This window comes from Xanthomonas arboricola pv. juglandis, assembly GCF_001013475.1.
In the GTDB taxonomy this organism is placed as follows: domain Bacteria; phylum Pseudomonadota; class Gammaproteobacteria; order Xanthomonadales; family Xanthomonadaceae; genus Xanthomonas; species Xanthomonas arboricola.
On the sequence record NZ_JZEF01000003.1, the window covers coordinates 166,809 to 191,516 of the forward strand.

The window sequence follows — 24,708 nt, forward strand, 5'->3', positions numbered from 1 at the left end:
TCGGGAATGGGTAAGAGCGGGCTATAGCGATCGTTACGTGTGAAGTGAGGTCCTGTTGCACCGCAGCGGTAGCTTTGGTGAGAGCGGCGTCAGCGACCAACCTGCTGCACTGCACCCGATTCCCGATTCTCCATTCCCGATTCCCCAATCCCGGCTCCCTAACGCGCTCTGTGGGAGAATAAGCGGCTCCGCTTCCAGCGGTGTTCCCCTCCGCTTCCATAGACGCCCATGACCCAGCCCACCCGCCGCCAGCTGGCCAACGCCATCCGTTTTCTCGCCGCCGATGCGGTCGAAGCCGCCAAATCCGGCCATCCCGGCATGCCGATGGGCATGGCCGATATCGCCGAAGTGCTGTGGAATGATTTCTTCCGGCACAACCCGAACAACCCGCAGTGGTTCAACCGCGACCGTTTCGTGCTGTCCAACGGTCACGGCTCGATGCTGCAGTACGCGCTGCTGCACCTGTCCGGCTATGACCTGCCGATCGAGCAGCTCAAGCAGTTCCGTCAGCTGCACAGCAAGACCGCCGGTCACCCCGAGCGCAGCGAAACCCCCGGCGTGGAGACCACCACCGGCCCGCTCGGGCAGGGTTTTGCCAATGCGGTCGGGTTCGCGCTGGCCGAGAAGTTGCTGGCGCAGCGCTACAACCGCCCGGAGCTGGAAATCGTCGACCACCGTACCTGGGTGTTCATGGGCGATGGCTGCATGATGGAAGGCATTTCCCATGAAGCCGCCTCGCTGGCCGGTACCTGGGGCCTGGGCAAGCTGGTCGCGTTCTGGGACAACAACCAGATCTCCATCGACGGCAACACCGCCGGCTGGTTCAGCGACAACACCCCGGAGCGCTTCGAGGCCTATGGCTGGCATGTGATCCGCGATGTGGACGGACACGACGCCGAGAAGATCAAGGCTGCCATCGAGACCGCGCTGGAGAACACCGACAAGCCCTCGCTGATCTGCTGCCGCACCAAGATCGGCTTCGGCGCACCGAGCAAGGCCGGCAAGGAATCCTCGCACGGCGCACCGCTGGGCAAGGAAGAACTCGAGGGCGCCCGCAAGGCGCTGGAGTGGCCGTACGGCCCCTTCGAGATTCCCGAAGAGATCTACGCCGGCTGGCGCGCAGGTGGCACCGGCACCCTGCGCCAGGCCGAGTGGGAGCAGCTGTTCGACAAGTACGGCAAGCAGTACGCCACCGAAGCTGCCGAGCTGACCCGCCGCTCGCACGGCGAGCTGCCGGCCGACTTCATCGCCCAGGCCGATGCCTATATCGCCAAGGCGCAGCAGGACGGCCAGACCATCGCCTCGCGCAAGGCCTCGCAGCTGGCGATCGAAGCGTTCGCGCCGTTGTTGCCCGAATTGATCGGCGGTTCGGCCGACCTGGCGCATTCCAACCTGACCTTGTGGAAGGCCAGCAAGTCGGTGGCCACCGATGATCCGGATGCCAACTACGTCTATTACGGCGTGCGCGAGTTCGGCATGACTGCCATCGCCAACGGCCTGGCGCTGCATGGCGGCTTCATTCCGTTCGACGCCACCTTCCTGGTGTTCAGCGATTACGCGCGCAACGGCGTGCGCATGAGCGCGTTGAATCCGGCCCATGCCATCCACGTGTACACGCACGACTCGATCGGCCTGGGCGAGGACGGCCCGACCCATCAGCCGGTGGAACACCTGGCCTCGCTGCGCTACATCCCCAACAACGATGTGTGGCGCCCGGGCGATGCGGTGGAATCGGCGGTGAGCTGGAAGGCCGCCATCACCCGCAAGGACGGCCCGAGCTGCCTGGTGTTCAGTCGCCAGAACCTGCAGCACCAGCCGCGCAGCGACGAGCAGCTCAAGCTGATCGAGCGCGGCGGTTATGTGCTGGCCGATGCCGAAGGCGGCACGCCCGACGTGATCCTGATCGCCACGGGTTCGGAAGTCGGGCTGGCGGTGGAAGCCAAGCAGACCCTGGACGCGGCCGGGCTGAAGACGCGCGTGGTGTCGATGCCGTCGACCGATGTGTTCGATCGCCAGGATGCGGCCTATCGCGAGTCGGTGCTGCCCAATGCGGTGCGCAAGCGCGTGGCGGTAGAAGCGGGCGTGACCGGCTTCTGGCGCAAGTACGTGGGCCTGGATGGTGATGTGGTCGGTATCGACACCTTCGGTGCCTCGGCACCGGCGGATCAGCTGTATGCGTACTTCAAGATCACCGCCGAGCATGTGGTCGCGGCAGCCAAGGCGCTGTAACGCCTTGCGTGGTGCCTGAAAGAAAAAGCCGGCGAAAGCCGGCTTTTTTGTTGGATCTCGTGATCAATGCGCGATGTGCGGTACTTCATCATTCAACGAGCGCGTTGCGTGTTTCAGTGCGCGTCGTTGGCCAGCGCCGATGCGCGGATCCTGGTCAGCACTTTCAGCTGTGCGTCCATCATCGGCGGGTTGGGGTCGTGCCCGGTGCGTGGCAGCAGCAGGAATTCCTTGCTCGGTGCAGAAAGTCCATCGAAATAGGCTTTGCTGATCTGCGCCGGCGTGACCAGATCCTGTTCGCCCTGAATCAGATAGACCGGCATGGCGAACTGCGGCCCGAGTTTGCGCAGGTCGATCTGCGGGCCCATGCCGTCGCCTGCCAGCCCGACGAACTGCAGGAAGGAATAGTCTTCTCCGGCCTCATAGGCTGCACGGTAGTCGGGCGTGTCGTACTCCGCTGCGAAGGTGAACCAGTCTTCCGGTGCCGGGTCGGTACTCAAGGCTTCGTACTTGCGCGTCAGGCGCCTCAGGACGCCGAAGTTGCGCGGGTTGGTCCATGGCGGCGGGCCGATCTTCTCTAGCTTGCCGATCGCGTCTGCATCGCTGGCTACGCTGGCCAGGCTCAGCGTCTTGGTGTAACTGGCCGCCATATCGTCCTGGTAATTGACCAGTTGCGCTGTACCGACATACGCATGGAACAGACTGGGATTTGCCTTGGCGATATTGACCGACAGTGCCGAGCCCCACGATCCACCCATCAGGATGAGCTTGGATTTGCCCAGCCGTTGCGTGGCATAGCGCGCGACTGCGCTACCGTCCTGGGTCAGCCGCTGCATGGTCAGCGTCTCGCCGTCGGCAGGTTTGCTTGCGGCGTAGGTCTTGCCGGAGCCGCGTTGGTCCCATTGCACGATGGTGAAGTCGCGTGTCCAGCTGCCGAACAGGCGATGCGCGAACGGCGTGTTGGGGTTGCCCGGCCCGCCATGCACGATCAGCACCACCGGATTGCGGCAGTCCTGACCTTCGATCGTGACCCATTGCTGGATGCCTCCGATCTGGACAAGACCTGCCTCGTGCACGCCGTTGCCGGGTACGCGGCAAGCCTCGTTCAGCGACGTTTTATCTGACCCTGCAGCGCTCACTCCCGGCGTGCACAGCAGCAATAGAGCGACAGCCATCCAGCATTTCTTCATGTGATCCCCGTTGTAGTGCGTTCCGTCGTTACGTCAGCCAGCTGTTCAGTAGCTCCCGTTCCGAGTGTCGCGTCTATGCGAGTTCGGCTGCAATGGCTGAGGTCAGACCGAGAGTTGCGCAGTGGGCCTCCTGTCCAGGTAGCGCTCGCTTGTGTCAAGTAAATGCTAAAAATATGTCAATCCAGCTATTTAAAATGTGAATCATTCCCATTAAAATGGCGCTGCCGCTGGTAAGGCACACCGTTTCCTCCCCCTTGTTGCCGGCGCGGCGTCTTCGCAGCGCGTGGTCTGATCCGTCTGCGTTGGAGTTCCCGATGATCCGTAGTACCGAATTGCGTCTTGCTTCCGCGGGCGCGCGTCGCCATGTCCTTCCGCGCGCGCTGTTCGCCGCGCTGTGCGTGATGGCCGCCGGCCAGGCATTGGCCGAGACGCCTGCCGCCGGCGATGCAGAGGTCACCACCCTGGACCGGCTCATCGTGCAGGGCGAGCAGGCCAAGGGCTATACGGTGGGGAAGACCACCGCCGGCACGCGCATGAACCTGTCGCTGCGGGAGATCCCGCAGTCGGTCACCGTGATCACCCGCGACCGCATGGACGACCAGAACCTGCAGAGCATCACCGATGTGCTCAACAACGTCACCGGCATCTCGGTGGCGCAGAGCGACAGCGAGCGGCTGGAGTTCTATGCACGTGGCTTCTACATCGACAACTACCAGTTCGACGGCATCCCGGCGTACATGGAGCAGGCCTGGAGCTACGGCGATTCGGCGCTGGACGTGGCGCTGTACGACCGCGTCGAAGTGGTGCGTGGCGCCACCGGCCTGCTGACTGGCTCGGGCAACCCGTCGGCCTCGATCAACCTGGTGCGCAAGCATGCGCTCAGCCGCGACTTCACCGGCACCGTGTCGGTGGGCGGTGGCGATTTCAACAAGACCCGCAGCGTGGCCGATGTCACCGTGCCGCTCAGCCCCGAAGGCACCGTGCGTGCGCGCGTGATCGGCGTGTACCAGGACGGCGAGTCGGACATGGACCGCTACGGCCTGCGCAAGAAGATCGGCTCGGCGATCATCGATGCCGATCTCACCGACAGCACCTTGCTGAGCGTGGGCTACGAGTACCAGAAGAAGGAATCGAACGATGTCACCTGGGGCGGCTTCCCGCTGTTCTACAGCGATGGCACCCGCACTAACTACGATCGTTCGTTCAACCCGGCGGCCGACTGGACGTTCTGGGACACGCGCCTGCAGCGCACCTTCGCCAGCCTGCAGCAGAGCTTCGACAACGGCTGGACCCTCAAGGCCAATCTGAGCCACGAGAAGACAGAAGCGGCCAACCACCTGTTCTATCCGTTCTATACGATCTTCGGGTTCGACCGTGCCACCGGTGGCGGCGTGGTGCCGTATTCGGGCAACTACCTGACCGAGCGCAAGGCCGATGGCGCCGACGTCTATGCGGAAGGTCCGTTCCAGCTGTTCGGCCGCGAGCATCAGCTGGTTGCCGGCGCCAGCTACAACCGCCGCGAGTACGTCAACAACGGCACCTTCGATTTCCCGGCGCCGCTGGACAGCTATCTGGGCTGGACCGGTGCCTACCCGGAACCCAACTGGAGTCCGCGGTTGGTGCAGAGCGACGGCACCATCAAGCAGAAGGCGGCCTACGTGGCTGCGCGCTTTTCGCTGGCCGATTCGCTGAAGTTGCTGGTGGGTGCGCGCTACACCGACTGGCAGATCGATGGCCGCAATCTCGACTCCGCTACGCAGCAATTGGTGCCGTTCTCCGACAGCCAGACCGAAGTCACCCCGTACGCCGGTCTGGTCTACGACATCAACGATGTGTGGTCGACGTACGTCAGCTACACCGAAATCTTCAACCCGCAGACCCTGCGCGATGCCAATGGCGGCTACCTGGATCCGTTGACCGGCAAGGGCTACGAAGCCGGCGTCAAGGCAGCGTGGTTCGACGACAGGCTCAACGCCTCGCTTGCGGTGTTCCGCATCGAGCAGGACAACCTGGGCGTGGCCACCGGCGGCTTCGTCCCCGGTAGCAGCGACTTCGCGTATGAGGCCGCCAACGGCGTGGTCAGCGAAGGCTTCGATTTCGAGGTGTCCGGGCGGGTGACCGAGAGCTGGAACACCACCTTCGGCGCCTCGCACTACACCGCGCGCGATGACAGCGGCACCTCGATCAATACGCACCTGCCGCGCACCACCCTCAAGCTGTTCAACAGCTACACCCCGCAAGGTGCGTGGAGCGATCTGACCGTGGGTGGTGGCGTCAACTGGCAGAACCGCTCGTACTATGTGGACCCGGTCTACGGCGCCTTTCAGCAGAGTGCTTACGCACTGGTCAGCGCGTTTGCGCGCTACCGGCTGTCGCCGCAGTTCTCGGTGCAGCTCAATGTGGACAACCTGCTCGACAAGCGCTACTACGCGCAGTTCAACGGTGGCTATGGCGCATGGGGCGCCTCGCGCAACGGCATGCTGACCTTCAACTACACGTTCTGATCGAAGATCGGGCCGGGCGCGATGTCAGCGCCCGGCCTGATGTTGCAACGATGCAGGCACCTTGCAGAAGGTGCCTGTTTTTGTGTCTGGCGCCAGCGGAGTGATCGTGGATCTGCGGCGCATGCCGCACTGCCTGCGCTGCATGCTGATATCGGTTTGCTTCGGTGGTATCGAAGTGGCGCGCAAGCAAGTGATGCCTCCCGCCAATGTCGGCGCGCTACAGAAACACTTCCTGCCTGCGCACACGCGCACGCGCACGCGAAGACGTGCCGGCAATCGCATCCACGGTGGCCTGGGGTTACAGCGGTTCCAGATACGGTGCCATCACCTCTGCAACCCAGTCCATGAACGCACCTACGCGTTGCGGCAGGTGGCGACGCTGCGCGTAGAGCAAGGTGACCGGCATCGGTTCCGGCGCAATGGCGGCCAGCAGCTCGATCAAGGCGCCGCTGTCCAGGTGTGGGCGCAACGGGCTGGCCGGCGCCTGGATGATGCCCAGGCCCGCCAATGCCGCGGCGAGATAGGCATCGCCGTTGTTGACCGTCACCGGGCCCCGCATCGGCAGTAGCTGGTAGGCCGGTCCATCGCGGTACTCGAAGCCGGACGATCGCTGGCCCAGCGTCGGCACGTAGTGCACCAGGTCGTGGTGAGCCAGATCGTCCAGGCGCTGCGGCATGCCCCGTCGTGCGAGGTAGTCGGCACTGGCGCAGTTGATGATGCGAAACACGCCGAGCGGTCGTGCGACCAGGTTGGTGTCTTCGAGCGTGCCCACGCGCAACACGCAATCGAAGCCTTCGCGCACCACATCGACGCGGCGGTCGGTGCCGCTGATTTCCACCTCCAGCTGCGGGTGCTGCGCCAGGAACGTGGGTAGCGCGGGAATCACGAAATTGCGCGCGATGCCGGAGGACATGTCCACCCGCAAGCGTCCGCGCAGCTGGCTGCGTTCGCGCTGAAACATGCTCTGCAACTCGTCCATGTCGTCGAGCAGATCGCGGCTGCGCTGGTAGAACGTGGTGCCGTCGCCGGTAAGTTGCACGCGACGCGTCGTGCGATGCAAAAGCTGCGTCCCAAGCGAGGCTTCGAGCCGCTGCACGGCGGTAGAAACGCTGGCTTTGGGCAGGCCCAGCGTTTCGGCAGCGCGGGTGAAACTGCCGAGCTCGGCGACGCGCAGGAAGGCGCGCAGCGACTCCAGGGTATCCATCGATTGGTCGACGTTCTTGAACGGTGCAATCAGGTTGGACCGATTTATGTGGCGCGGCAAGCGCAATAGTCTTGGCGCGGTCAGACAGCGTCACGCCCGCCCCGCGGTCATGCACCGCCTGTGGTGATCGCCCCAAATCGCCTCTCAACACGCAACGGAGTCCATCCATGTCGATCACCGCACCGATCACTCTGATCACCGGCGGCAGCCGCGGCCTGGGCCGCAATGCCGCGCTTGCGCTCGCTGCAGACGGCAGCGATATCGTGCTGACCTACCGTAGCCAGGCAGATGAGGCCGCTGCGGTGGTCGCCGAGATCCACAAGTTCGGCCGCCGCGCGCAGGCACTGCCGCTGGATGTTGCCGACGCCGAGTCGTTCGCGGCATTCGCTGAGCAGTTGAAGCAGGTGCTGGCCGGTTGGGATCGCACGCAGTTCGATGCGCTGGTCAACAACGCGGGTACCGGGCTGCACGCGGCCATCGCCGACACCACGCCGGCGCAGTTCGACGCCCTGGTCAATATCCATCTCAAGGGGCCGTATTTCCTGACCCAGGCGTTGCTGCCGTTGATCGCCGACGGCGGACGCATCCTCAACGTGTCCAGCGGCCTAGCACGTTTCGCGCTGCCCGGTGCCTCGGCTTACGCGATGATGAAAGGCGGGGTGGAGGTGTTCACGCGCTATCTGGCCAAGGAACTGGGCGCGCGTGGCATTCGTGCCAATACGCTGGCGCCGGGTGCGATCGAGACAGACTTCAACGGCGGCAGCGTGCGCGATAACGCACAGGTCAATGCGATGGTGTCGTCGGTCACGGCGCTGGGGCGCCCAGGGCTGCCGGACGATATCGGGCCGGTGGTCGCTGCGTTACTCGCGCCGGGAACCGGTTGGATCAATGCGCAACGCATCGAGGTATCGGGCGGCATGTTGATCTGAATGCACAGGCCTGCGCATCACGCGCAGGCCTGTGTCTGCATCACCGCCTGGTGCATCACTGCAGGGTCTGGTCGCCATGCAATACGGGATAGGGATTCAAGACCTCTCCCTTCCACCATTGTTTTTCCGGCCCCAGGCGGTGGATCTCGAAGTGCAGATGCGGTGCGGCAGGATCGGCATTGCCGGTGCTGCCGACGTAGCCGATGACCTGGCCACGCTTGATTGCCTGCTTTTCTGCCAGGCCGTCGGCATACCGTTCCAGGTGCGCGTAGTAGTAGCAATACGTGCCGTTTGGATCGAACTGGTAGACGGTCAGGCCACCGCGCTCGCTGTTGAACAGTTTCTCGACCGTGCCGTCTGCAACTGCAATGACCGGTGTGCCGGTCGGAGCAAGAATGTCGATGGCATCGTGCACGCGGCCTTCGCTGCGTGCGTCGGTAAAGGTGTCCTGCAGCTGGCCGCTGCCGATGCCTTGCACCGGAATCAGCAGGCCGCTGCCTGAATTCGCAGCTTCAGGAGCGGCTGCAGACGCAGGCGCGGCTGGCGTGTCTGCAGCGGGCACCATCTCGGTGGATGGCGACGATGCGGCAACGGCTGGAGCGGCAACAGCTGGAGCCGCAGAAGACGTTGCCATTGCCGCCTCTGCCGCGTCGGGCTGCGCTGTCACCGCGGGTGCAGCTGTGGACGCCGGCGCCACCGCCGCCTGTGGTGCCTCGCGTTCCAGCCACCAATAGCCGGCTGCACCGAGCAAGACACCGACCACCAGCATCATCAGCAGTTTCATGCTTACTCCTGCATCACCACCGGCATGGAGGGGCCAACCACGCTGGCCAGATTGACCACGTCCCAGTTGGTCAGGCGCACGCAGCCATGCGATTCGGTCTTGCCGACATGGCCGGGTTCCGGCGTGCCGTGCAGGCCGTAATGCGGCTTGGACAGATCGATCCACACGCGTCCGACCGGATTGTTCGGGCCGGAGGGCAGGGTGGCCTTTTGATCACCCTTCTTCGCGTCCCAGAACAGCTTGGGGTTGTACTTGAACACCGGGTCGCGCGCCACGCCCAACACCTTCCAGCGGCCGATCGGCAGCGGGTCGTGCTTGCTGCCGGAGGACACCGGGAACTGCGCATACACCTTGCCGTCGGCATCGAACAGGCGCAGCGTCGACTCGGACTTGTCGACCACCAGCTTGGCCGGCTTGGCCAATGGCGGGACGCCGTCGATGTTCGGCACCTGGATCACGCCACCGGCCTTGCTCAAATCCACGCCGGGGTTGAGCTGGCGCAGCAGTTCCGGAGCGGCATGGAAACGCTCGCCCAGCGCCTCGTCCACCGAGGTGTAGCCCAGCGACGTCAGTTTGGCCTGTTCGGCCGGCCCTTTTGGAATCGGCAGGAACGGCCCGGCCACATCGGCATCGGTGAGCGTGTACTGCACCAACGCCGGCGTGGTGTCGGCCTGCAAGGCCTGCCAGGTGGCGTCATCGAGCTCACCGGTGACCTTGATCTTGTGCGCTGCCTGAAATCCGGACACCGCACGCTTCTGGTTGGAACCACGCTCGCCGTCGATCTGCCCCGGCGAGAAATGCGCGCGATCCAGCAGCACCTGTGCATGCAGATCCGAACGCGGGCCGGTCGGCACGACCGTCGCAGCGGAAGCTGCTGCAGGTGTAGGCGCAGGTGCCGCGGCAGGCTGCGGCGCTTGCGCCAGTGCGGACAGGGAGGTGCCCAGAGCAAGGGCGAGCAAGCAGGCGCGAGCGTAGATGCGTGGTGGCATGAGCAGGTCCGGAAGAGGCATGCGCGCACCTTGCCCGAGCCGCCTGCGTGGTCTGCGTGAAATGGCTGCACCGGGACTGACTAGGCGCGCAGTCGCGATGCGGGTCAGAAGTGGATACCTGCTATCTCGCCTCCGCACAGCTGCCATAGATGCCGCTGCCTGCCGCTTCTACCCGAGCGGCAGAGAGAGTTGTGCACCACGCCGCAATCGATCGCCTGCATGTCAGTCAGACGATCGATACGGAGTGGTGCAGACCCGGTCCCTGCAGCTGCAGACATTGCGCCGCAGCTGTGCAGGGCTGCCGTCAGTAGGTGTAGCCCAAGGTCAGCATGTACACCCGTCCGGTCTGTACATAGGCGCCGTCGGCGCCAGGGTCGTAGGCCATGTAGCGCTTTGACTTGCCCTGGGTTTCGTAGAACGTGGCGGCATTGAGCAGGTTCTTGGCCGACACACCGATATCGACGTGGTGCGGCAGATGATAGGTCGCGGTGAAGTCCAGTGACTTGACCGGTTGCAGGTAATAGTTGAGCCGGTCGCTGGTCAGCCCCAGCAATTGCAGGCCGGTGTAGTTGTAGCTCAGGTCGGCGCGCAGGTGCGTATCGTCGTAGAACAGATCCAGGTTGTAGATGCGCTCGGGTGCGCGTGGCAGCCAGGTCTTTTCTGGTTGGTCGCTGCGTCTGCTGTCTGCTTCGCTGTGCTGCAGCGTGAGGTTGGCGGTGACGCCGACGTTGCTCCACAGGCCCGGCAACTCCTGCAAGCGTTTGCTCGCTGCCAGCTCCAGTCCATAGAGCTTGGCGGTGCCGCCGTTCTGCGGCATGGTCACCGGCACGCCGTTTTCGAAGGTGGTGCCGGTCGGTACCAGCCCGCCCAGTGTGTTGTCGTTGCTGGTCGCCGATTGCGAGGTGTAGATGAAGCCGGTGATGCGCTTGTAATAGGTCGATGCGCTGAGCACGCCGCCGCTTTGGTCGTAGAACTCGGAGGAGAGATCGGCGTTGTCGGCCTTGCTCGGCTGCAGATCGGGATTGGGCCTGGAGATGCCGACCACTTTCTGGGTATCGTCGATGGTGTACACCGTCTCGCCGGAGATCAGGCCGAACGCCGGCCGGCTGAAACTGCGCCGCAACGAAGCCCGATACACGGTGAGATCATCCGGCCGATAGTTGATGCTGATGCCCGGCAGCACTTGTCCATAGGTGCTTCCGGTGCCGACGAAGCTGCCGGTGCTGCCATCGCCGCTGGATTGCCAGGATTCGGCCGCATAGCGTGTCAACTCGTAGCGCACGCCGGGCAGTACGCTCACTGAGCCGACATGCAGCGCGGCCATTGCATAACCGGAATAGATCGCCTCGGTGCTGGAGGTGGTGTTGGCGTTGTAGTCGTTGGCGGTATAGACGCCTGCGCCGTTGGGATCGTTGACGTATTTGTAGGGCAGCGCCTGCGCAAGCATCCAGTTGCGGTCCAGCAGTTTGAACGGTCCGGCGTAGCGGCCGTCGAAGGCGTTATAGGTGACGCGGCCCGGGATCGCGCTCAGTGGCGGCCCACCTGCAGTGGGGAACGCGTAATTGGGTCCGCCAAAATAAGGCCCGTTGGTGACGAAGTTGCCGTCCTTGTGGAAGAACGGGTGATCGTAGGCGCCACGGTCGGAGTGGTCGGCAGACAGGCCGAGCTTGACGCTGTCCAGCACGTCGCCGTCGACCTGGTAGGTGATATCGGTGTGTGCGTTGATGCGGTTGTCGTGACTGCCGGCGTCGTGCCCCTGCACCTTCCACAGCAACGACGAATCCAGGTTGTAGAAGAAGTCCTGCAGGCCCGGCGTGCTTGGCGCGATGCTGGGATAGCGGGGGTTGCTGAGGTCGAAGGCGAAGCTGCCGGGCGTAAAGCCATACAGGCTTGCCGACACGTAGTCCGGGCGGCTGCGGGTGCCGCGACCGACCGAGCTGCCGTAGTCGAAGCGCAGGCGGCCCAGCGTGGTCTGGCCTCCCAATTGCAGCGTCGCCAGTTTCTCGTCGATATCGTGCGTGTTGAAATAGCCGCCACGCACGGCGGTGGGTTGGTTGCGATAGGTTTCCAGGCGTGCGCTGGACTGGTCCTGTTGCCCGGTGACGCCGTAGCTGCCGTAGATGGCACGCGCGTACAGCGCGCTGTTGTCGCCTTGCCAATCCAGCGAGAGGTTGCCGCCGTAGCGTTCGATCTGGCTGGTATAGAGGCTGTACTTGTAGCGGGTGCTGATCAACGGCCCGACATCACGCAGGTCGGTTGCAGTGGCGAGGGCGGGATCGGCCGGCACGTATTTGCTGTTGGGCGCCGGCGCCTGCGCCATGTTGTTGTTCTTGCCGTAATAAGCCGATGCGTAGAGGCCGAAGGCATGACCATCGCCAAACTTCCAGGCCAGCTCCTGCTGGAAGGTGCCGCCGCTGTCCTTGCCGCCCAGCTTCGAGGCCAGCGCATTGAACTGGCCCTGCGCGGTGCTCTTGGCGTAGACATCCTGTCCGAAGTCGAAGGCATTGGGCGTGCGCATGTCGATCGCGCCGCCGATCGAATCGCCGGGCATGTCGGGCGTTGGCGATTTGGACACCTGCACCGACTGGATGCCGAACGGCGCCAGCATGTTCAACGAGATGGCGCGCGTCGATGAATCGGTTTCCGGCATGCCGAAGCCGTTGAGCGTGTAGGCGTTGTAGCTGGCGTCCATGCCGCGAATGCTGACGTAGGCGTTCTCGCCGGTGGTGGCCTGGCCCAGGTGCATGTCGCTGTATGCGGACAGGCCCGGCATGTGCGACACGACATCGGCGATGCCGCCGGAGGGGATCGCATCGATCTGCTGCTTGCTCATCACGCTGTTGACGCTGCTGGACAGGCGCTGTTCGTTGAGCGATCCCGGTGCGGCGGCGTGCTTGGCCTGCACGTTGACCGAATCCAGCGTGGTGGTGCCGAGTTCCGGTGTCTCGGCAAACGCCGGCGCGGACAGTGCCAGTGCGATGGCGCAGGTCAGGCGATGGGTGGTGCGTGGGGACTGCATGCAATGGCTCGCGTGGTTGGAGAAGGTGGAGTGCCCGGCCCCCGTATCGCGGGTGCGGGTGTGCATCGCCGACGCCTTCCGTTGCGACAGGTCTGTGTGTGGTGCGGAGATTGCGACGACTTCAGTGACCCCGACTCAATGCCCGAGGTCGACGCCCTTGCAGTGCGCCTGCGCCAGCTGCGGATTGCAGCGTGCGACCGCATCGCCTTCGAAGCGCACCACGTAACCGTTGCCGGCCGGCTCATGTGCGGGGAAGTCGGTGCTGAGCAACTGCGCGCCGCTGGCCAGCATGCGGTCGCGGCGGGTGGTGTCGTGTTGCAGTGCTTCCTTCAGGTCGGCGTCGGTACGCGTGCGCACCAGGTAGCCGGCTTTCACCAATTGGGTGATCGTCTCGGCAGGGCCATCGTTGAGTTCGGTGAACGCGGCATCGTCTTGGCCAGGCACGGCATTGGTGAAGCACACGCGTCCGCGCAGCGACGGATGCCCGGGCAGGTAGCTGGCACCGGCCGTGCGTTGGTCGAGCAGGAACACCACCTTGCCGCGTGCCTCGCTCAACGACGGCCAGCCGTGCGCAAGCACTGCGGCGTTGAGCGTGGCTGCGTTGCCACGGACCTGATCGGGGCTGAGGTACTCGCCGGGTCGAAACACCAAGCGCAGTTCGGCATCCAATGCATCCATCGCCGCCGGATCGAACGGCTCCGGCTGCACGGTCGGAAACGCCAGTTGCACCGGCGCCTGCTTGGTTTCCAGCAGGATGAAGATCGGCACATGCCCGGGGTGCTGCTTCGACCACGCACGCACTTCCTGCAGGCACGCGATCAAGGGCTGGCAGGTGCTGCGCTGGTCCACGTCCTGCACGTGCATGACCTTGAAGCCGGGTTTGCTCATCACTCCGGCCGGTGCGCTGGGCGGTGCGGGCGGCAAGCCGGCCCTGGCGATCTGCGCGACGATGGCCGGGTGTGCGTAGCGACCACCGTTGGCGTCGGCGAAGACATCCAGTTCGAGTTGTCTGACGCCATCGTCCAGTTGTTGCCTCAGCGGCGGATGGCGGTAATCCAGTGCCGCGAACAGTTCCGGACTCAGTCGTTGCAGCAGCGTCGCTTCGCTGGGGGCGAAGCCGGCGTGGTAGCTGTTGTGGCTGCCGATGTATTGCAGATCGGTGAGGCGAGGCGCGGCATGCGCGGTCACGCCGGCCAGCATCAGCAGGCCAAGGAATGCAGCGCTACGTGTGTTGCTTCGCCTTGCGCGTGATGGCTTCGCTGTGCGGTCATCGCCTGGATTCACAGCCGAAACAACGAGTAAGCAGCGCATGCAGCCAGGCCGGAAAGAAGGTGGTCGCCATCATCCGGGCCAAATTTGACGCAAGGCTTTCCGCCGTATTGCCGTCGTGCGTCACAGTGCGAAAAACGCGCCATGGCATCGCTTTTCGCGACACGGGCGTTTCAGTGCACTCTGGTCTTCCGCAAGGCATACGCCAGCAGCCGTGCCTGCACGCGTTCGCCGATGCTGCGTGGCGCATCCAGTGCCATCCGTTGCAAAGCGGCGGCATCGTGTGCATCGCCGGCCTTGCCTGACAGCAGTGCGCGCCAGACCGTCACAAGCTTTGCGCTATTGCCGGCGGTTGCGCGTTTGAGCCAGCTCAGGGCGCGCAGCAGGTGTTGCTCGACCTCGCTGAAGTCGCTGCCGAGCGGGTAGTCGGGCAAGCTGCCATCGCGGCGGAACGGCGCCAGCGCCTGTTCCAGTGCCTGCGGCGTGTTGCGTTGCGCACGCGCAGGTAGTGCAGGGTCGCCACGCAGCTTGCGCGATGCCTTGGCGGTTGCCAGCAACGCGTCCTGGAAGCGTGCATCGCAGATGCCGGCCATCGCCAGCACGCAATCCTGATCGGTCTGGTGGCGCAGGTCGGCGATGCCGTACTCGGTGATGTACAGATCGCGCAGATGGCGCGGGATGGTGGTGTGCCCGTAGTTCCAGCGCACATTGCTCGCTGCGTGTGCACCGGCATCGCGCGTGGCCCGCAGCATCAACGCGCTGCGCGCCTGCGGCAGGGCATGCGCCATCGCCACGAAGTTGTACTGGCCGCCGACGCCGGAAACCACACGGCCATCTTCCAGCCCGTCGGACACCGCTGCGCCGAGCGCGGTGGCCATCATGCAGGAGTTGAAGAAGCGCGCATCGCGGCGTTGCAGGCGCTCCAGCGCTTCGTTGCCGCCATACAGCTGATTGATCTCGCTGATGCGACGCATGCCGATGGCATCGCGTGTGTCCGCATTCAGCTCGCGTAGCCACTGGTAGAAATCCGGCGAGCCGAGATAGAACGCCCCATGCAGAAACTCGCCTTCGCGGGCCAGGCGCGCGTGATCGGCCGCATCGGCGCTGCCGTCGGCGATGCGCTGCATCAGCGCCAGATCATCGTGCACCTTGCGGCGGATCACGCCGCTGTCCACCAGTTGCTTGAACCCTTCGTTGAGCATTTCGCTGCAGCCGTACAGGCCGATCTCGAACGGCGCCAGGCCACCGCTGGCGCGCACCGCAGGATGCTGTTCCAGTTGCGGGTCCAGCGCCTGCAGCACGCGCCGGTAGGTGGCGTTGTCGGTATGTCGCAGTACCAGCGCATGGCTCAGCGCATCGGCCAGGGTGCCGATGCCGATCTGCAAGGTGCCGCCATCGCGGACCAGCGCGCTGGCATACAGGCCGATGGCGTAGTCGACGCTGTTTACCGGCTGCCTGGGCAACCCGAACAGGCGCGGCGACGGACCGGGCAGGTCGATCACCAGATCGAAGAACGCCTCCTCCACTGCCGCGGTCCCGCCGATCCACGGCAGCTGCGTGTCCACTTCCGCCACCAGCATGGGGCGCGGCAGGCCGAGCGCCTGCACCGCATCCAGCGTGTCCTGGGTGATGTCGTTGTTGCACGACAACGACAGCCGTGTGCCGCTCGGTTCGCGCGCCACCTTCTGCACGATCAGGTTCGGCGCGCGCTGCGCCACCGCCTCAGCAGCGTGGGTGTAGTTGAGGCTCGTGTAGTCGGCCTGCGCCTGGGTGGAGTGCAGCAGCCCGCCGGACTGCATGTAGAACTCTTCCACCTGTACATGCGCCGGCAGCGCATCGCGCAGCATGTCATCGACATAGGCAAGACGCGGGAAATCCTCGCCGAAATGGCGCGCAATGAACGGCGCCGCAAAGCGTGCCTCCAGTCCCGCGCCGGGCTTGGGCGGGTTGAGCGACAGCGCCGTGTACAGCGCCAGCGGCCGCGCCGGCATGTGCTTGAGCTGCGCATACAACGCGTTCAACAACCGGTGCGGTTTGCCGATGCCCAACGGCGCGCCGACGCGCAGCGGGCCATCGAGACGTTGCAGGATGTGCGCAACCGCGCCGGACAGGTCGGTGAGGTATTCAGTCATCGGTGCAGGGTAGCCGAGGCGCTGGCGGGGCAGGTATCTGGATCGCCGACAAGACCGGGTCGGCGCATACGTTTCCCGCAAGGCAATCGAAAGCGCGCTTGACAGGCGCAAGTTTTACATGCGTAATCGATAAAAATTACGGATGTAATCGCATGTCGATCAGTGACGCCGAAGCGGTGGTGATGCAGGTGCTCTGGGATGCGGCGCCACGCAGCGCCGACGACGTGGTCGCCGCGCTGGCAGGCCACAGCGACTGGGCCGAGCCCACCGTCAAGACCTTGCTCAACCGCCTGCTTGGCAAGGGCGCCATCCGCGCGGTCAAGCAAGGGCGACGCTATCTCTATTCGCCGGTGCTGGCGCGCGAGCAGTGGGTGCAGCAACAGAGCGAGGGATTGCTGCAGCGCCTGTTCGGCGGACGGGTGGCGCCGCTGGTGGCGCACTTCAGCGAGCGCGGAAAACTCAGCGCGTCCGATATCGCGGAACTGAAACAACTGCTCAAGGAGCTGGACGATGAACCCTGAGGCCTGGGTCCTGTTGTCGCGCGCAACGCCGTACACCACCACAGCGCTGCTGGTCTGCCTGCTCCTGCGTCGCCCACTGCGCAAGCGGGCGGGTGCCGGCGCGGCGTATGCGATCTGGTCCTGCGTGCCGCTGGCGCTGGTGGCGGCCTTGTTGCCCGGTCCGTCTCTCGGCATCGCGGTGCCGGGATTGCCGGCGCTGACCGCCATGCCGGCGCTGTCCAGCGTGCATGGCGAAGGTCGTGCGTGGGCAACATGGCTGGCAGCAGCGTGGCTGGGCGGCGCGGTGGTGATGGCGATCGGATTGTGGACGCGGCAACGGCGTTTCATGCGTAGCCTGGGGCCGTTGCACCGGCTCGACGACCGGCTCTGGTCGGCCGCGCGCGATGCCGGTCTTCCTGCATCGTTGGGACTCTGGCGTCCGCGCATCGTGCTGCCGGCGGATTTCAGTGAGCGCTACAACGCCGATGAGCGCGCCCTGATCCTGGCGCACGAGCGCATGCATCTGCGCCGCGGCGACCTGCACGCCAATCTGCTGGCGGCGCTGATGCTCTGCGTCGGCTGGTTCAACCCGCTGATGCATCTGGGCTGGCGTGCGTTCCGGCTGGACCAGGAACTGGCCTGCGATGCGGCCGTGCTGGCGCAACATCCGGGCAAGCGCCGCAGTTACGCCACCGCCATGCTCAAGACTCAGCTTGGAGGCGACTTTACGCCGCTCGCCTGTCATTGGGCCGCATCGCACCCGTTGACGCAACGGATCGCGGCGCTGCGCGGTTTGCCCATCGCTGCCGGACGTGCGCGCTGGCGCGTGGCGATGGTCCTGCTGCTGGCGGCGGGGATCAGCACCGCCGCCTGGGCCCTACAGCCGGCACGCATTGCGTTAGCGGCACAACCGGCGCTGGCGGCCGGCAACGCGGTGGATTTCGCCACGATGCAGCCACCGAGATATCCGGCAGCCGCGTTTGACGGCGGTATCGAGGGCTTTGTCGAACTGCAGATCGACATCGACCCTGGCGGCGTGCCGCAGCACATCGACGTCGTGCAGAGCAGGCCGGCCGGCGTGTTCGATCAAGCGGTGCTGGAGGCAGCGCGCCAGTGGCGGCTGAAACCTGCCTATGTACATGGCAAGCCGATTGCTTCCACGGTGCGCGTTCCGGTGAAGTTCGAAATGGATGCGCCGGAGCAAACGTCTACCGATGCCGGCGCCGCGCGCTCGAAGGCGCCAGCGTCCAACCGCCTTGCCGGTTGTGCTTCAGCGGGCTGCGCAAGGCGGGAGAGGCCGTGATGCAATCCAGCGCAACCAGCAAAACGACTGCACAACTGTCTGGCGGGCGGGGCCGGTGCCCAGGATTGGCATGTACCACTCGTACACCCCGGTTCCTGCGCGCTGGCCACGCCCACCCGACGACTGCTCGCCACGTGTTGTCGGCCGCCCTCGCGCCGACCTGCGCTGCAATCCTGGCGCTGTCGCTTGGCGCATGTGCAACGCAAGGGGTGCAGGAACAGCAGCGCAGCCAGCGCGAAGATTCGGTGGACCAGCGCATGCTGAGCGCGCAATCGGGCGGCGATGGCGGCGGCTCCATCCAGTCTTACACACTGGCGCCGGCGCAGCGCTTCCGCATGCCGCGCGCGCTGCGCAGCGATGCGCCGGTGCTGCCGGCCGATTCGCCACGGCAGAGCTTGCCGCCGACCACCGTGTGCGCGCATGTGATCCTGACCGCCGACGGCGCGGTACAGCGCGTCGACCCCATGTCCGATCGCGACGAATGCGCGGCCGGTCTGCTGCCGGATAACGCCGATCTGGTGCAGTCGGTGCGTACCACGGTGCAGCAATGGCAGTTTGTTCCGGCTGCGCTGTGCACGTTTGCCGCAGGTGTGGCGCAGCCGGCTGCGCTGGACGATTGCAGCGGCGCCATCAGCCAGCAGCCGGTACCGGTGACGCTGTCGTTCGCGTTCACCTTCGAAGTGCGGCAGGGCAAGGTCAGCGTGCGCACCGGCAAGGTGGCGCGTTGAGCGCGCGCATCGCTGCGATCAGAGCATGTCGGGTGCGAACAGGCGCCGCCGCGAGACTTCGTCGCCGGACAGCATGAAGCGGCCATCGCCGCGGTAGTGCACCGTTCTTGGGAGCGCAGGCCGCTTGGCCACTTGCGCGTTCACCACTTCCCAGACAAAGAGCGCGTGGCGGTTGATCTGCCGGCCGTCGTGCAGGCGGCATTCGAAACTGGCGTAGCACTCGGCGATGGCCGGCGCTGCGACCCGTTGGCCGGGCACGGCAGTCAGCCCGAAGTGGTCGAACTTGTCGATCTGTGCACCGCTGCTGTTGCCGATGCCGATCACGGTGTCGAGCAGCTCGGCTGTCGGCAGGTTGATCACGCATTGCCTGCTGCGCCGGACCAGTTCGAAACTGTGGTTACCGGGGGCGATGCAGCACGCGATCAGCGAGGGCGAAAACTCCAGCACCATATGCCAGCCCATGGTCATGATGTCGCGCTGGCCCTTGTGGGCCGAGCTGACCAGCACCACCGGCCCGGGTTCCAGGAAGCGGCGCGCCTGCTCCACCGGGAATGCGTGCTTTCGATACTGTTTCATGGGCACACCAGCTGATTGACTTCGGTGATCGACAGTGCCGATGCGCTCATTCCAGCACATGCACGCTATCGGCGATGCGCTGCACCTCATCGGGATTGTGGCTGACATACAGCATCGGCAGGCGGATCTCGTCGCGCACGCGTTGCAGGTAGGGAATCAGCTCTTCGCGGCGCGCCTGATCCAGTGCCGACAAGGGCTCGTCGAACAACAGGATCGCCGGTTGCGACAACAAGGCGCGGCCGATCGCCACGCGCTGCGCTTCGCCTCCGGACAGATTGCGCGGCCGGCGTTGCAGCAACGGCCCAATCCCCAACAGCGCCACCACATCGTCGAAACCGAATGGCGCCGTGCCACGCGCATGCCGGCCGTAACGCAGATTGCGGCGCACATCCAGATGCGGGAACAGCCGCGCATCCTGGAACACATAGCCGATCCTGCGCTTGTGCGTGGGCAGGTTGATGCCTTGCCGGGCGTCGTACAGGCAGCGCCCGTCGATGCGGATATGCCCGGCCTGCGGCTGCACCAGCCCGGCGATGGCATTGAGCACCGTGGTCTTGCCCGCACCGGAAGGACCGACCAGGGCCACCACCCGCGCCTGGTCCTGGATGTGGAGATGCCGCTGGAAATTGCCGCGCTGCAGCTGCAGGTCGATATCGAGCATCAGCCGTCCTCGCGCGGATGCGGCCTGCGCACCAGCCACTCGGACAGCAGCAGCGCCGCCAGCGAGATCGCCAGCGCAACGCCGGCCAGCCGCCACACGCCCGATTCCATGCCCGGCACCTGCATCAGCCCGTAGATGGCCGACGACAAGGTCTGGGTTTCGCCAGGAATATTGGACACGAAGGTGATGGTGGCGCCGAATTCGCCCAAGGCCTTGGCGAACGCCAGCACCATGCCGGCGACCAGGCCCGGCCAGGCCAGCGGCAAGGTAATGCTGAAGAACACCCGCCATGGGCCAGCACCGAGCGTGGCGGCGGCTGCTTCAAGACGGCGGTCGGTCGCTTCGATGGACAAGCGGATCGCGCGCACCATCAGCGGGAATCCCATCACCGCGCATGCAAGCGCTGCGCCGGTCCAGCGGAACGCGAACTGGACACCGAGGTGTTCCAGCAACCAGCTGCCGACCGGCCCCTGCGTGCCCAGCACCACCAGCAGCGCATAACCGGTCACCACCGGCGGCATCACCAGCGGCAGATGCAGCAGGGCGTCCAGCAGCGCCTTGCCCGGAAAGCGCCGCCGCGCCAGCAGCCAGCCGCAGGCGATGCCCGGCGGCAGGCTGGCGATGGCCGCAACGATGGCGACCTTGAGACTCAGGCCGATCGCGGTCAGCTCCTGCGGGGTGAACATCGACAACGGCGCACCTCAATCCTGCAACGAAAAACCACGGCGAACGAAGATCGCCCTGGCCGGCTTGCTGCCCAGCCATTGCACGAACGCGGCCGTGCCGGCATTGCTGCTGTTCTTCAACGCAGCGACCGGATACACGATGGCATCGTGGCTATCGGCGGGGAAGGTCGCGACTACGCGGACCTTGGGTTCGGCGCGCGCATCCGAGCCGTACACGATGCCCAGCGGCGCTTCGCCGCGCGAGACCAGCATCAATGCGGCGCGCACGCTTTCCGACTCGGCCAGGCGATTGCTCACGCCATCCCACTGACCGAGTTTGCGCAGCGCTGCGGCGGCATACTTGCCGGCCGGCACGCTGTTGGTCTGGCCAACCGCCAACCGACCGCTGTCACCGAGCGCCTTGGCAATCGCGCCGGGCTGGCGCGGATCCACGCGCAGCTTGCTGGTGGCCGGGGCGATCAACACCAGGGTATTGCCGAGCAGGTTGCGGCGCTGCGCCGGCACGACCAGGCCGCGTTGCTGCAGATAGTCCATCCATTCCAGGTCGGCCGAAAAGAACACGTCTGCCGGTGCGCCTTGCTCGATCTGGCGCGCCAGTGCAGAGCTGGCGGCGTAGGAAACGCGCACCGGCGTGCCGGTCGCCTTTTCGTAAGCGGCCGCGGCCTCGTCCATGGATTCCTTCAGGCTTGCTGCGGCGAACACCGTCACCGGCGCGCTCTGCGCAGTGGCCAGGACGGGCAGGGCAAGCATCAGCACGCAGAACGCGCGCTGCCAAAAACCGATCGTGCGCATGGGAAGCTCCAGCAAGGTCAGGCAGCGATCATAGCGGCTGCGCGTCATGCGCCGCGTGGTGGCTACGTTGACCTATCAGTCAACCACGCCGTCGCAGCGGCCAGCCTGCAGATTGGTCTGCAATGCCGGCCGGATCAGCCTGGGCTCGGGCAGCGTGGCATCGCGGGCCTGGCGCTGCGCCACGAATGCATCGATCTTCACGCCGTCGCGCACGTGGATATTGCTGCGCCGCTGCTCGCCGATGCTGGTCTGGTACGCCACCTCACGGCCGCCCGGGCCGTAGTCGTGGCAGACGAACACGCGTGTGTCTTCCGGCAGCGCGTACATGCGCTGGATCGAAGCGAACAGTTGCCGTGCATCGCCGCCGGGGAAATCGCAGCGTGCGGTGCCGGCGTCCGGCATGAACAACGAATCGCCGGGGAACAGCGCATCGCCGATCAGGTACGCGATGCTGTCGCTGGTATGCCCGGGCACCGCGATGACACGTACCTGCAGCGTGCCAAGCTCGAAGCGCTCGTCATCGGCAAACAGGTGATCGAACTGCGAGCCATCGGCACGAAAGTCGTCCGGTAACGTACAACGGGGCGCAAGCGTCTGCTGCACATCCCGAATGCCCTCACCGATGCCGATGCGTGCCTGCGGCCAGTGCTGCTTCAGCCACTGCGCGGCAGACAGATGATCGGCATGCGCATGGGTTTCCAGCAGCCACTGCACCTGCCAGCCGTGTTGGGCGACGGCATCGACGATGGCTTGCGCGGCGCGCGTGCCGGCCTTGCCGGTGTCGGCCGCATAGTCCAGCGCCGGATCGATCACCGCTGCCGCCCCGGTCGCCGCGTCGGCGACCACATAGGTGAAGGTGTTGCTGTCGGCGTGAAAGAACGCAAGCACCTCGGGCTGCATCGGCGTCTCCATCTCAGGGCGCGGCCAGCGCCGCATTGAGCACGGCGGCCAGTCGGTCGCCAGCCTCGCGCAATTGGGTCTCGGCAAGCGGACGATAGGTCGCGATGTAGTCGTCCGGCAACACGTGCTTGCTCGGATAGACGCCGGGCGTGACCGCGATCTTGCAGGAGGCCTGCGCCCATGCCGCGGCCGGCGGTGGCAGCACCGGCGATGTGGCAGCGGTCGCCGGCAACGCCAGCAGGCGTTGCAGATAGGCATCGTCATCGAGATGGCGGTCGTTGAGCATGCCGCTGTCCCACAGCGCATGCAGGTTGCTGCCCTTGCCGGCGACCTGCAGCTGGAATTCATTGCCGCCCTTGTCGTGCGCGTAGCCGGCATGCATCGGCTGATGGATGTCGCCGACAAAATGCACCACGAACTTCAGGGCCTGCCGGCGCACATCCAGCGGCTGGCTACGGTCGGCAAGCAGCGCGGTCTGCCGGTCGAGCGCGGCGATCACGCAGTTGCCGTCCGGGCAGTCGCGCGGCGGCGCATACGTGCAGTCATGCTCGCCAAGATTGACGTAGTGCCAGGGCCCGGAGCGCTTGCCCAGCTCCGGGTCGTGCTCGCGCAGCTCGTCGGCCCAGCTGGCGACACCGGCCAATGTCGGGTTGGCTTCGCCCTTGAGCAATTGCGCCACCTGCGCTTGCGCCTGCGGGCTCAGTTCGGTCTCGGCAATGCGCGCCACCAGACGGTGGCCTTGCGGCCCCCAGGCGAAGGCGCTGATGGGCTGAAGGGCCGCGACCACGGTTGCGGCAAGAACGAGGATGCGAGGAGAGAAGGTCTTCATCCGGCAATTGTACGCATCGGTCCGGGACGGTTTGATGGCCGTCCCTTGTCGAAGCACAGCCGCGGCTCAGCGTGGCGTCTGCGGCATGCTCAGAAGTACACCAGGTACGACACGCCATAGGTCAGCGGATCGATCCGCGCCTTGCCCAGCCGGCTGCCATTGAAGTCGACGTTGCTGCGCGAATTCGTCCAGCGCGCATCCACCCGCAGGCCGCTGCGATCGTTGAAGATGAAGTCCACACCGACATGCGCGGTGGCGCCCACCGAGTCGTCGAAGCTCAGGTCGCCATTGCCAAAGGTTTCATCGACGTCTTCTCCGACAAACGTGGTGTAGTTGATGCCGACGCCCACAAACGGCGACACCGTGCCGTAGCCATTGATGTGGTACTGCAACAGCACGCTCGGCGGCACCGACCAATAGCTGCCCACCTTGCCGACACCCTCAAGCTCCAGATCGTGCTTGCCCGACACCGCGGCATGCACCTCGATGCCGAGGTTGTTGCGCAGGAAGTATTCGTAGGTGAACGACAGCGTCGGTGCACCCTTGATCTCGGCACGCGTGCCGCCGAAGCTGCCGCTGTCGGACTTGGGCGAGACATAGCCGGCGCCGTAGCCAGTGGTCCAGTGGCCGGCCGATTGTGCAAGGGCGGGTGCGGCCGAGGCGGCCAGTGCGATGGCGAGGGCGGTACGGATCAGCATGCTCATGGAATCCCCGGATAGGTCGGACAGGCGGTCGACGTGACCAACCTGTCCGCAACTCCGGCGGTGGATTCACGTCCCTGGACGCCAAGTGTGCCAGAGATGCATCGCGCACGCTGCCGGGCTCAGAACCGGTGCACGTAGGCCACGCCGTAGACCAGCGGGTCGATGTTGACCGTGCCGATGCGGTTGCCGTCGAGGCGCGCTTCGGTGTCGATGTCGATCCAGCGCAGGTTCACCCGCAGCGCGCCGCGGTCGCTGAGCTTGTAGTCCACGCCCGCGTGCAGTGCCAGGCCCCAGGAATCGTCCAGTTCCAGCTCGCTGCCGGCCAGCGCGCCGCGCGTGTCGGTGCTGAAGAAACGGGTGTAGTTGATGCCCGCGCCAACGAACGGCGAGAGCTTGCCCTGGCTGTTGAAGTGGTACTGCAGCGAGATCACCGGCGGCAGATGCTTGGTGCTGCCGACACGCCCCAGGCCACGGAGCGCGATGTCGTGCTCGAACGGCAGCGCAGCCAGTACTTCGATGCCCAGGTTGTCGGCGATGAAGTATTCGGCGGTGAAGGTCGGCTTGATGTCCTTGCCGACGTCCGCCTCCAGCGTGCCGCCGACCAGACGGCCGTTATCGGACTTGGGAGCGACCTGGTGGGCACCGACGGCAACGGTCCAGTCGCCTTTGGATTGAGCCAGTGCGGGGACGCTGGCGAAGCTGGCGGCCAGGCCGGCGAGCAGAAGGGTAGAGCGCATGCGCATGGAAACTCTCGTTGTGTGCAGGGGATGGAAGAAGTCTTGA

20 protein-coding genes, 1 other RNA gene and 1 pseudogene are annotated in these 24,708 nt (G+C 65.3%); 7 read left to right on the forward strand and 15 right to left on the reverse strand.

Features of this window, described 5'->3' with window-relative positions; all coding sequences use genetic code 11:
- Positions 1-228 precede the first annotated feature (228 nt).
- Positions 229-2,229 carry a transketolase gene (gene tkt / locus XARJCFBP2528_RS11550; protein WP_016903575.1) on the forward strand — a complete coding sequence of 667 codons (2,001 nt, stop codon included), beginning with the start codon at positions 229-231 and terminating at the stop codon, positions 2,227-2,229.
- A 254-nt stretch (positions 2,230-2,483) separates the two neighbouring features.
- Here the strand turns inward: tkt and XARJCFBP2528_RS11555 are convergent.
- Positions 2,484-3,416, reverse strand: a pseudogene (locus XARJCFBP2528_RS11555) (alpha/beta fold hydrolase); the annotation flags it as partial.
- Between the two features lie 314 nt (positions 3,417-3,730).
- On the opposite strand from XARJCFBP2528_RS11555, the gene fhuE reads away from it, so the two are divergent.
- Positions 3,731-5,920 carry a ferric-rhodotorulic acid/ferric-coprogen receptor FhuE gene (gene fhuE, locus XARJCFBP2528_RS11560; protein WP_026064257.1) on the forward strand — a complete coding sequence of 730 codons (2,190 nt, stop codon included), beginning with the start codon at positions 3,731-3,733 and terminating at the stop codon, positions 5,918-5,920.
- A 298-nt stretch (positions 5,921-6,218) separates the two neighbouring features.
- On the opposite strand, the gene XARJCFBP2528_RS11565 is transcribed toward fhuE, so the two are convergent.
- Positions 6,219-7,190 (reverse strand): LysR family transcriptional regulator, encoded by a 972-nt coding sequence (locus tag XARJCFBP2528_RS11565; protein WP_047124729.1) that lies wholly within the window; start codon positions 7,188-7,190, stop codon positions 6,219-6,221.
- Positions 7,191-7,291: 101 nt separating this feature from the next.
- Between XARJCFBP2528_RS11565 and XARJCFBP2528_RS11570 the strand changes: the two genes are divergently transcribed.
- Positions 7,292-8,053, forward strand: coding sequence for an SDR family NAD(P)-dependent oxidoreductase (locus XARJCFBP2528_RS11570; protein WP_016902252.1), 762 nt, complete (start codon positions 7,292-7,294; stop codon positions 8,051-8,053).
- Positions 8,054-8,108: 55 nt separating this feature from the next.
- Here XARJCFBP2528_RS11570 and XARJCFBP2528_RS11575 read toward each other — a convergent pair whose 3' ends face one another.
- The 5 genes from XARJCFBP2528_RS11575 to XARJCFBP2528_RS11595 all read right to left on the reverse strand — a co-directional run bounded on the left by XARJCFBP2528_RS11575 (position 8,109) and on the right by XARJCFBP2528_RS11595 (position 16,246).
- On the reverse strand, positions 8,109-8,837 hold the full coding sequence (locus tag XARJCFBP2528_RS11575) for a M23 family metallopeptidase (RefSeq protein ID WP_026064259.1): 729 nt from the start codon (positions 8,835-8,837) through the stop codon (positions 8,109-8,111).
- A 2-nt stretch (positions 8,838-8,839) separates the two neighbouring features.
- Positions 8,840-9,769, reverse strand: coding sequence for a L,D-transpeptidase family protein (locus tag XARJCFBP2528_RS11580; protein ID WP_026064260.1), 930 nt, complete (start codon positions 9,767-9,769; stop codon positions 8,840-8,842).
- 361 nt (positions 9,770-10,130) lie between these two features.
- Positions 10,131-12,845 (reverse strand): TonB-dependent receptor, encoded by a 2,715-nt coding sequence (locus XARJCFBP2528_RS11585; protein WP_047124731.1) that lies wholly within the window; start codon positions 12,843-12,845, stop codon positions 10,131-10,133.
- Between the two features lie 135 nt (positions 12,846-12,980).
- Positions 12,981-14,156: a phosphatidylinositol-specific phospholipase C1-like protein gene (locus XARJCFBP2528_RS11590; protein WP_026064261.1), complete on the reverse strand. Its 1,176-nt coding sequence runs from the start codon at positions 14,154-14,156 to the stop codon at positions 12,981-12,983.
- Positions 14,157-14,287: 131 nt separating this feature from the next.
- Positions 14,288-16,246 carry an acetyl-CoA hydrolase/transferase C-terminal domain-containing protein gene (locus tag XARJCFBP2528_RS11595; RefSeq protein WP_016902257.1) on the reverse strand — a complete coding sequence of 653 codons (1,959 nt, stop codon included), beginning with the start codon at positions 16,244-16,246 and terminating at the stop codon, positions 14,288-14,290.
- A 152-nt stretch (positions 16,247-16,398) separates the two neighbouring features.
- On the opposite strand from XARJCFBP2528_RS11595, the gene XARJCFBP2528_RS11600 reads away from it, so the two are divergent.
- From XARJCFBP2528_RS11600 to XARJCFBP2528_RS11610, 4 genes are all read left to right on the forward strand, one after another.
- Positions 16,399-16,767 (forward strand): BlaI/MecI/CopY family transcriptional regulator, encoded by a 369-nt coding sequence (locus XARJCFBP2528_RS11600; RefSeq protein ID WP_016902258.1) that lies wholly within the window; start codon positions 16,399-16,401, stop codon positions 16,765-16,767.
- The gene (locus XARJCFBP2528_RS11605) at positions 16,757-18,049 is read left to right on the forward strand and encodes a TonB family protein (protein WP_016902259.1); all 1,293 of its coding nucleotides are present in this window, start codon (positions 16,757-16,759) and stop codon (positions 18,047-18,049) included. The genes XARJCFBP2528_RS11600 and XARJCFBP2528_RS11605 overlap by 11 nt, the downstream gene beginning before the upstream one ends.
- Before the next feature lie 70 nt (positions 18,050-18,119).
- Positions 18,120-18,195: non-coding RNA, sX9 sRNA (locus XARJCFBP2528_RS22465), on the forward strand.
- The gene (locus XARJCFBP2528_RS11610; RefSeq protein ID WP_016902260.1) at positions 18,184-18,777 is read left to right on the forward strand and encodes a hypothetical protein; all 594 of its coding nucleotides are present in this window, start codon (positions 18,184-18,186) and stop codon (positions 18,775-18,777) included. Before XARJCFBP2528_RS22465 ends, XARJCFBP2528_RS11610 begins: the two co-directional genes overlap by 12 nt.
- 18 nt (positions 18,778-18,795) lie before the next feature.
- Here the strand turns inward: XARJCFBP2528_RS11610 and XARJCFBP2528_RS11615 are convergent, their stop codons facing one another.
- From XARJCFBP2528_RS11615 to XARJCFBP2528_RS11650, 8 genes are all read right to left on the reverse strand, one after another.
- Positions 18,796-19,353, reverse strand: a complete 558-nt coding sequence (locus tag XARJCFBP2528_RS11615) for a flavin reductase family protein (protein ID WP_016902261.1) — start codon at positions 19,351-19,353, stop codon at positions 18,796-18,798.
- A gap of 46 nt (positions 19,354-19,399) precedes the next feature.
- Entirely contained in the window at positions 19,400-20,014 is a 615-nt protein-coding gene (gene modC / locus XARJCFBP2528_RS11620; RefSeq protein WP_016902262.1) for a molybdenum ABC transporter ATP-binding protein, read from the reverse strand.
- Entirely contained in the window at positions 20,014-20,700 is a 687-nt protein-coding gene (gene modB / locus XARJCFBP2528_RS11625) for a molybdate ABC transporter permease subunit (RefSeq protein ID WP_016902263.1), read from the reverse strand. The genes modC and modB overlap by 1 nt, the downstream gene beginning before the upstream one ends.
- Positions 20,701-20,715: 15 nt before the next feature.
- Positions 20,716-21,492, reverse strand: coding sequence for a molybdate ABC transporter substrate-binding protein (gene modA / locus XARJCFBP2528_RS11630; protein WP_026064263.1), 777 nt, complete (start codon positions 21,490-21,492; stop codon positions 20,716-20,718).
- A 75-nt stretch (positions 21,493-21,567) separates the two neighbouring features.
- Positions 21,568-22,392 carry an MBL fold metallo-hydrolase gene (locus XARJCFBP2528_RS11635; protein ID WP_026064264.1) on the reverse strand — a complete coding sequence of 275 codons (825 nt, stop codon included), beginning with the start codon at positions 22,390-22,392 and terminating at the stop codon, positions 21,568-21,570.
- Positions 22,393-22,405: 13 nt separating this feature from the next.
- On the reverse strand, positions 22,406-23,221 hold the full coding sequence (locus XARJCFBP2528_RS11640) for a S1/P1 nuclease (RefSeq protein WP_026064265.1): 816 nt from the start codon (positions 23,219-23,221) through the stop codon (positions 22,406-22,408).
- 89 nt (positions 23,222-23,310) lie between these two features.
- Complete coding sequence (locus XARJCFBP2528_RS11645; protein WP_016902267.1) at positions 23,311-23,925, reverse strand: OmpW/AlkL family protein; 615 nt, start codon at positions 23,923-23,925, stop codon at positions 23,311-23,313.
- A 119-nt stretch (positions 23,926-24,044) separates the two neighbouring features.
- The gene (locus XARJCFBP2528_RS11650) at positions 24,045-24,668 is read right to left on the reverse strand and encodes an OmpW/AlkL family protein (RefSeq protein ID WP_016902268.1); all 624 of its coding nucleotides are present in this window, start codon (positions 24,666-24,668) and stop codon (positions 24,045-24,047) included.
- Between the last annotated feature and the right edge of the window lie 40 nt (positions 24,669-24,708).

What these genes read in the sequence shown, in the direction of transcription:
- tkt (WP_016903575.1), top strand. Translation starts at nt 229, where the DNA reads ATGACCCAGCCCACCCGCCGCCAGCTGGCCAACGCCATCCGTTTTCTC.
- fhuE (WP_026064257.1), top strand. Translation starts at nt 3,731, where the DNA reads ATGATCCGTAGTACCGAATTGCGTCTTGCTTCCGCGGGCGCGCGTCGC.
- XARJCFBP2528_RS11570 (WP_016902252.1), top strand. Translation starts at nt 7,292, where the DNA reads ATGTCGATCACCGCACCGATCACTCTGATCACCGGCGGCAGCCGCGGC.
- XARJCFBP2528_RS11575 (WP_026064259.1), bottom strand. Translation starts at nt 8,837, where the DNA reads ATGAAACTGCTGATGATGCTGGTGGTCGGTGTCTTGCTCGGTGCAGCC.
- XARJCFBP2528_RS11585 (WP_047124731.1), bottom strand. Translation starts at nt 12,845, where the DNA reads ATGCAGTCCCCACGCACCACCCATCGCCTGACCTGCGCCATCGCACTG.
- XARJCFBP2528_RS11590 (WP_026064261.1), bottom strand. Translation starts at nt 14,156, where the DNA reads ATGCGCTGCTTACTCGTTGTTTCGGCTGTGAATCCAGGCGATGACCGC.
- XARJCFBP2528_RS11595 (WP_016902257.1), bottom strand. Translation starts at nt 16,246, where the DNA reads ATGACTGAATACCTCACCGACCTGTCCGGCGCGGTTGCGCACATCCTG.
- XARJCFBP2528_RS11600 (WP_016902258.1), top strand. Translation starts at nt 16,399, where the DNA reads ATGTCGATCAGTGACGCCGAAGCGGTGGTGATGCAGGTGCTCTGGGAT.
- XARJCFBP2528_RS11605 (WP_016902259.1), top strand. Translation starts at nt 16,757, where the DNA reads ATGAACCCTGAGGCCTGGGTCCTGTTGTCGCGCGCAACGCCGTACACC.
- XARJCFBP2528_RS11615 (WP_016902261.1), bottom strand. Translation starts at nt 19,353, where the DNA reads ATGAAACAGTATCGAAAGCACGCATTCCCGGTGGAGCAGGCGCGCCGC.
- modC (WP_016902262.1), bottom strand. Translation starts at nt 20,014, where the DNA reads ATGCTCGATATCGACCTGCAGCTGCAGCGCGGCAATTTCCAGCGGCAT.
- modB (WP_016902263.1), bottom strand. Translation starts at nt 20,700, where the DNA reads ATGTTCACCCCGCAGGAGCTGACCGCGATCGGCCTGAGTCTCAAGGTC.
- modA (WP_026064263.1), bottom strand. Translation starts at nt 21,492, where the DNA reads ATGCGCACGATCGGTTTTTGGCAGCGCGCGTTCTGCGTGCTGATGCTT.
- XARJCFBP2528_RS11635 (WP_026064264.1), bottom strand. Translation starts at nt 22,392, where the DNA reads ATGCAGCCCGAGGTGCTTGCGTTCTTTCACGCCGACAGCAACACCTTC.
- XARJCFBP2528_RS11640 (WP_026064265.1), bottom strand. Translation starts at nt 23,221, where the DNA reads ATGAAGACCTTCTCTCCTCGCATCCTCGTTCTTGCCGCAACCGTGGTC.
- XARJCFBP2528_RS11645 (WP_016902267.1), bottom strand. Translation starts at nt 23,925, where the DNA reads ATGAGCATGCTGATCCGTACCGCCCTCGCCATCGCACTGGCCGCCTCG.
- XARJCFBP2528_RS11650 (WP_016902268.1), bottom strand. Translation starts at nt 24,668, where the DNA reads ATGCGCATGCGCTCTACCCTTCTGCTCGCCGGCCTGGCCGCCAGCTTC.